Annotated in this window: 6 protein-coding genes; all 6 read left to right on the top strand. The window is 67.5% G+C overall.

Going from position 1 to position 6,539, the window contains the following annotated elements; translation table 11 throughout:
- Positions 1-94 precede the first annotated feature (94 nt).
- The 6 genes from QMX79_RS19410 to QMX79_RS19385 all read left to right on the top strand — a co-directional run bounded on the left by QMX79_RS19410 (position 95) and on the right by QMX79_RS19385 (position 6,471).
- A complete protein-coding gene (locus QMX79_RS19410) occupies positions 95-502 on the top strand; it encodes a VOC family protein (protein WP_282248231.1) in 408 nt (135 codons plus the stop codon).
- A gap of 57 nt (positions 503-559) precedes the next feature.
- On the top strand, positions 560-1,822 hold the full coding sequence (locus tag QMX79_RS19405) for a sigma-70 family RNA polymerase sigma factor (RefSeq protein WP_282248230.1): 1,263 nt from the start codon (positions 560-562) through the stop codon (positions 1,820-1,822).
- Between the two features lie 102 nt (positions 1,823-1,924).
- The gene (locus QMX79_RS19400; protein ID WP_282248229.1) at positions 1,925-3,130 is read left to right on the top strand and encodes a hypothetical protein; all 1,206 of its coding nucleotides are present in this window, start codon (positions 1,925-1,927) and stop codon (positions 3,128-3,130) included.
- A complete protein-coding gene (locus QMX79_RS19395; RefSeq protein WP_282248228.1) occupies positions 3,121-4,221 on the top strand; it encodes a hypothetical protein in 1,101 nt (366 codons plus the stop codon). Before QMX79_RS19400 ends, QMX79_RS19395 begins: the two co-directional genes overlap by 10 nt.
- A gap of 36 nt (positions 4,222-4,257) precedes the next feature.
- Positions 4,258-4,923: a hypothetical protein gene (locus QMX79_RS19390; protein WP_282248227.1), complete on the top strand. Its 666-nt coding sequence runs from the start codon at positions 4,258-4,260 to the stop codon at positions 4,921-4,923.
- An 18-nt stretch (positions 4,924-4,941) separates the two neighbouring features.
- Positions 4,942-6,471 carry a CsgG/HfaB family protein gene (locus tag QMX79_RS19385; protein ID WP_282248226.1) on the top strand — a complete coding sequence of 510 codons (1,530 nt, stop codon included), beginning with the start codon at positions 4,942-4,944 and terminating at the stop codon, positions 6,469-6,471.
- The last annotated feature ends 68 nt before the right edge of the window (positions 6,472-6,539 follow it).

Raw genomic sequence — 6,539 nt, 5'->3', positions numbered from 1 at the left:
AATATGTTTATAAGATACAGGTACTGATCCTGCCCCCAACGGGTAGCGCGGGCGGTTGGCCGGCACAACGCCAAACGATTGCAAGGACCCTGCAATGACCGATACACCCCAGATGATCTTCGTGAACCTGCCTGTGCGTGACCTGGAAAAGAGCAAGGCGTTCTTCGCCGCGCTCGGCTTCACGCCCAACCTGACCTACACCGATGACAAGGCGGCCTCGTTCAACATCAGCGACACCATCATGCTGATGCTGCTGCTGGAGCCGTTCTTCGCCACCTTCATCAACCGGCCCATCGCCGATGCCCGCAAGCAGGCGCAGGTGATCCTGGCGTTGTCGTCGCCCAGCCGCCCGGCAGTGGATGCCACGCTGGAGAAGGTACTGGCCGCCGGCGGGAGCGAACCGACCCCGGCACGCGATTACGGTTTCATGTACCAGCGCAGTTTCGAGGACCTGGATGGCCACCTGTGGGAAGTGGCGCACATGGATGGCGAACCCGGCTGATGCCCGCTGCCGCGCCGCCGCTTGTGCGGCGCGGCCACCGATGCTCTCATTCGCCGCATGGAAGCTGCGCTGACACAACGACTGGATACCCTCTGGCGCATGGAGTCGCCGGCGCTGATCGCACGCCTGGCGCGGATGCTGGGCGGCGATATCGGGCGTGCCGAAGAACTGGCCCAGGACACCTGGCTGGCCGCGCTGGAGCGCTGGCCCACCCAGGGCGTTCCTGATAATCCGGGAGCGTGGTTGATGACCACTGCACGCAATCGCGCCATCGACGTGCTGCGCCAGCACCAGCGCGTGGCCGGCCAGCATGCGCAATGGGGCAGCGAACTGGAGCCGCAGCCACTGCCGCTGCCCGACGACAGCGATGCCCTGCAGGATGACATCGGCGATGACCTGCTGCGGCTGATGTTCGTGGCTTGCCACCCGGTGCTGTCGGCCGATGCGCGGGTGGCGCTGACCCTGCGCCTGCTGGGCGGGCTGACCACCGATGAGATCGCGCGCGCGTTCCTGCAACCGGAGCCGACCATTGCCCAGCGCATCGTGCGCGCCAAGCGCACGCTGGCCGACAAGCAGGTGCCGTTCGAGGTGCCGCGCCAGGCGGCGTTGCCGGAACGGCTGGGCTCGGTGCTGGCGGTGGTGTACCTGATCTTCAACGAAGGCTATGCGGCCAGCAGCGGCGATGACTGGATGCGCCCGGCGCTGTGCGAGGAAGCCTTGCGGCTGGGGCGGGTGCTGCAGCAGCGCCTGCCGACCTGGCCGCAGGTGCACGGCCTGCTCGCATTGATGGAACTGCAGGCCTCGCGCGCGGCCGCGCGGGTGGACGCGCAGGGCAACCCGATCCTGTTGCCCGACCAGGACCGCACCCGCTGGGATCATCTGCAGGTGGCGCGCGGCCAGGCGGCGTTGCAGCAGGCCGTGGCGCTCGGTGGGGCTGACGATGGCTACGTGCTGCAGGCGGCCATCGCCGACTGCCACGCGCGTGCGCGCCACGCAGATGCGACCGACTGGGCGCGCATGGCCGCGTTGTATGCACGGTTGGCGGAAGTGCAGCCGTCACCGGTGGTGGAACTCAACCGCGCGGTGGCGGTATCGCGCGCGGAAGGGGCGGCAGCGGCATGGCCGTTGGTGGAGCAGCTGGCCGGTGATCCACGGTTGCGGGATTACGCGCCGCTGGCGGCGGTGCAGGGTGACCTTTTGTCGCAGATGGGCCGGCACGCAGACGCGGCTGATGCCTTCGCGCGGGCGGCGCGGCTTACGCCCAACGCGCGCGAACGCGCGCTGTTGCAGGCGCGGGCCGCGCGGCCGCAGCCGGACTGACACAATTCTCCGCTTGCCCGAAACCTGAACAGGCACTATGGTGGCGCCTCACAAAAGTGACCGGGCGCCTTGCCGGGTCCGTTCGAGAAGGATTGCGGGACGATGGTTTCAGGGAAGAAGCGTACGCGCGCGCGTAGCGCGTGGCTGCTGCTGTGCGGGTTCGTATTGGTGGGCACTGCCACCTTCGTCACCACCGCGCAGGCTGCCGACAAATCGCAGCAGGCCTATTGGGCCGGGTTTGCCTACACCGCCGACCAGAGCGCCGTTGAAGCCAGCACCCCGCGTGCGGCTGCGGTGCTGAAAGCGCGTGGCCTGGCGCCGCTCAACCAGGCCCTGTGGGCCCGGCTGCAGGCGCAGCGCCCGGCCAGCCTGGAACTGATCGACCAACCACTGGCGATGCTGGATGGCACCACCAGTGCCACGGTGCTGGCCACCGCGCTGGACCGCGAGCTGGTCTCGATCGAACCGATCGGCGGCCAGTACAAGGTGCTGGTGGAAGTGGCGCTGCAGGCGCTGTTCTTCGATTTCCGCGAACGCCAGGTGGTGGCGTCCTACCCGATCACGCTGCAGCGCATCGACGTGATGGAATACCTGCCGGACGAGGACGACATCGACGCGATCGTCGCCGACCTGCTGTACGGCAGGGCCGCCACCGGCCTGCCGCAGGTGCTGGCCGATACGCTGGCCAAGGCGCAGCTGCCGGCCGCGTCAACGCGCCGCCTGCAGGTGGGCGAAGTGACCCTGTCCGACGCGGTGCGCGCCAAGCTGCCCGATGCGGTGGATGAGCAGGTGCTGCGCGCCACGCTGGCCCATGAGCTGTCCAAGACGCTGTCGTCCAACACCGGCATCGGCCTGCTGCCGCCGGCCACCGGCCAGGCGATCGGCGGTGCGATGGCCGCGCGCTTTGCCGACGGCAAGGTGTACCAGCTGAAGATTCCCGAGCCGGATTACGTGGTGAAGCTGCGCCTGGATGCGCTGAAGAACGGCGTGATCAATGAAACCCCGGCGATGAAGACGATGCTGTTCGGCGCGTTCTTCCAGGCCACGGTGGTGGAGCCGTTCTCGGGCAAGGTGTTCTTCGACCAGCCACTGCGCAAGGGCGCCACCAAGGTGGTGCCGTCGACCCAGTGGCACGTTGACCAGTGGTCGGCCAGCTACGAAACCACGCTGGCCGGCCTGGACGCCTTCGCCGGCGCCGCCGCCAAGCGCGCGGATTCGAAAGCGTGGCTGGACGAACAGAAGCCAGGCGGCAAGCCGCTGCAGCAACAGACCCAAGCCCTCCAGGAGTTGATCAAGTCATGCCGTTGATTCGTGCCGTATTGCTGATTCTCATTGCACTGATGGTTGCCGCGCCGGTTGCGGCGCAGACCGCCAGTTCCCGTGGTACCGGTTCGGCCAGCTATGGCCTGCGCCTGAGTGCCGACACCCGCGCCCAGGCCCTGAACAAGGCCAAGGTCAATGCGCTGGAGGCGTACATCGCCGAATCCGGTGCGGCCAAGCTGCGCCTGTTCGAAGACCGCCGCGCCGAGTTCATCGGTGAAATCGACCGCTACGTGCTCTCGGCGGTGCCGCTGTCGGACACCGAAGACAAGAAGGCCAAGACCTACACGGTCAGCGTCCGCGCCGAGATCAACACCACCCTGCTGCAGACCAAGCTGGATGCCGGTTCGGCCACCGCCGGTGCACGCAGCAACGAGCGCTCGATGCTGACCTTCCTGTTCATGGCGCGCTCGCAGGATACCGTGCAGTCGTTCCAGGACAAGGAATACCGCCGGGTCGACGCCAGCCAGAGCTATGACGAGAAGACCCGCGAAGGCGACAGCTTCCGTGGCAACTCGGTGAGCACCAACGGCAGCATCAACCAGAACGCATCGGTGTCGGTCACCTCCGGCGGCAGCACCACCGCGCGCAGCGACAACATCGCCTGGAAAGTGGCCAACGCCAACGAGATCAACACCGCCATGACCGGCGCGTTCAGCGCGGCCGGCTATGAAGTGGTGGAAGCGGAGTACGTGGAAGGCGAGTCGCGTGGCCTGCTGAGCATCGAGCGCATCCGCAAGGACTTCAGCACCGGCAATGACCTGTCGGCCGCCACCCTGCGCGACACCGCCAACGGCATCAAGGCCGCGAACATTCCGTACCTGGCCGTGGGCACCTTGGACGTGGGCATGCGCGACCGCGACCCGGTCAGCGGCAACACCCGCGTGTTCGTCACCGTCACCGGCAAGGTGCTGGACGTGAGCGGCCGCTTCCCGAAGACCGTGTCGTCGGTGGGTCCGGTGCAGTTCTCCGGCACCGGTCCGAACGAGACCGTGGCCCGCACCAATGCGCTGCAGATCGCCTCTGAAAAGGGCGCGCAGCAGATGATCAACGAATTGAACGTCAAGGCAGTGCGTTAAGCGCACGCCCCACCATTTTCCAATAAGGAACACACCATGATCCGCAAGACCCTCATCGCACTGGCCATCGCCACCACCTTCGCCGCCCCGGCGCACGCGCAGTTCGGCAAGCTGAAGGACCTGGCGGGCGGCGGCAACAGCGCCTCGGCTGCCTCGGCCGGTGCCCCGGACGAAGCCGCGCAGGAAGCGCTGGTGCGTCGTTTCGTGTCCTCGCAGTCGCACTCGATCGACGCGCAGACCTCCTTCGCCAAGGCCTTCGGCCTGGCCGAGCAGGTCAAGCTGCTGGAAGCCGAGCGCATGGCGCTGTCGTCCGGTTCGGTCAACGTGGACCAGATGAAGAAGTCGGTGTCGGTCAGCGAAGCGGCCCAGGCCGCGATCGATGAGCGCGTGGCCGCCCAGCCGGAGCTGAGCGCCGAATCCAAGCAGCACTACACCACCGGCCTGGTGGCCCTGGTGGCGTCGGCCGCCGAAGGCCAGAAGCTGAGCGGTGAAGCCAGCAACTTCGCCAACGGCATGAAGAGCCTGAGCGGCACCCAGCTGGTCACCGTGGGCCGCAAGCTGGCCGCCGGTGCGTGGGTGGCCAAGGAATCGCCGGGCTACCTGAAGGGCCTGTACTCCTCGTCCAAGGCCGCGCTGACCTTCGCCCGCGCCGCCAAGATCAAGGTGCCGGGCAACGCCGAGTCGATGCTCGACAGCCTGTAATAGAAAGGACCGCCACGCATGCAGACCTCATACCGACTGTTGAGCCTGGCCCTCACCGCTACCCTGCTTGCCGCCTGCGGCAAGCAGGATGCACCGGTGGAGACCACGGCACCGAAGGCCGAAACCAAGCTGGATGCACCGGCTGAAAAGCCGCTGCGCGACGCCCCGGATTTCGGCGGCACCACCCAGGTGGCGCGCGAAGCCGATGGCATCGGCAGCACGCCGGAGCTGGCGGTGCTGGCAGCGCTGCAGTCGGCGGTGGCACAGGTCAATGGCGTGCGTGTCGCCAGCCAGATGCAGAGCCTGCGTGCAGGCCTGCATGTGGACGTGGATGGGGAACACGTCGGCGATATCCGCGCCGACGCGTTTTCCCAGCAGATGATTGCCGCCTCCCAGGGGGCGGTGCTGGGCTACGAGATCCTCTCGCAGGAAGAAGTCAGCCAGCTGGATGAAGAAGTGATTGCCCGCGTGCGCGCCAGCGACGCCGGCTCCCGTTATCTGGGGTCTGGCGCGCAGTCGTTCGAGGCCGATGCCACCCGCCGCACCATGCGCAGCTACTGGAAGGTGCGCGTGCGCGCCGACATCGCCAAATACCGTGCCCCGGACGAGCAGGGCCGGCCGAAGATCGTGGTGGCCCAGCCGCACGTTCGCAGCGGCACCTATGCCGTCGGCGATGGCCGTGTGGCCAGCGATGAAGTGGCCGCGGCCATTCGTGCGCGCCTGAACGACACGCTGACCCAGACCAAGCGCTTCATCGTGCTGGACCGTGAGTTCGGCGAGGAGATGCAGGCCGAGATCGACCACATCAACAGCGGCAACGTGCGCCTGCAGGACACCGCGCGGCTGGGCCAGCAGCTGGCCACCGACCTGATCCTGATTCCGACCATCGAACGTTTCGAGTACCCACGCAGCGTGCGCAACCTGCGCATGTCCGACCGCCAGGTGACCTCGTATTCGGGCGGCGGGCGCATCACCCTGCGCCTGATCAACGCCACCACCGGTGAGGTGGTGATGTCCGACAGCTTCGACCACCAGCTGGCTTCGACCGGCCCGAGCACCCTGCCGCGCGTGGTGGATGGCAAGGGCATGGCGGCGGCGATGATGGATTCGCTGTCCGGGCAGATCGGCACGGCGATCATCACCGAGATCTTCCCGGTGTCGGTGGTGGCCATGACCGGCGACCAGGTGGTGCTGAGCCAGGGCGGCGAATCGCTCAAGGCCGGCCAGCGCTGGCAGGCGGTGATGCTGGGTGAGGAACTGAAGGACCCGCAGACCGGCCGTTCGCTGGGCCGCAATGAAACCCCGTGCTGCACGATCCGGGTGGACCGCGTGGCGGCCCAGACCTCCTACGGCACCATCGAAGGTGGCGCGGACCTGGGTGGGGCGAACTTCAAGCCGGGTGCGATCGAGCTGCGCCAGTTGGCTGGGGCGGTGAAGCCGGCGGCAGCGGCGGCGCCCGCGTCGAACGGCGGTGGCGCGGCCAAGCCGAAGCCGGCGCGCGCCGCGGCACCGAAGGCGGCGGCACCGGCGGAAGATCCGAACTGGTGAATTTGTCGGGGGCTCACGACCAACGGTCGTGCGCGACCGGGGGTGGCGTCCGCCCCCCCGATTGTGTG

Origin of the sequence: Stenotrophomonas sp. PS02300 (assembly GCF_029959395.1) — a bacterium.
Lineage (GTDB): Bacteria > Pseudomonadota > Gammaproteobacteria > Xanthomonadales > Xanthomonadaceae > Stenotrophomonas > Stenotrophomonas maltophilia_AD.
This window is presented reverse-complemented; position numbering and strand designations above follow the sequence as displayed.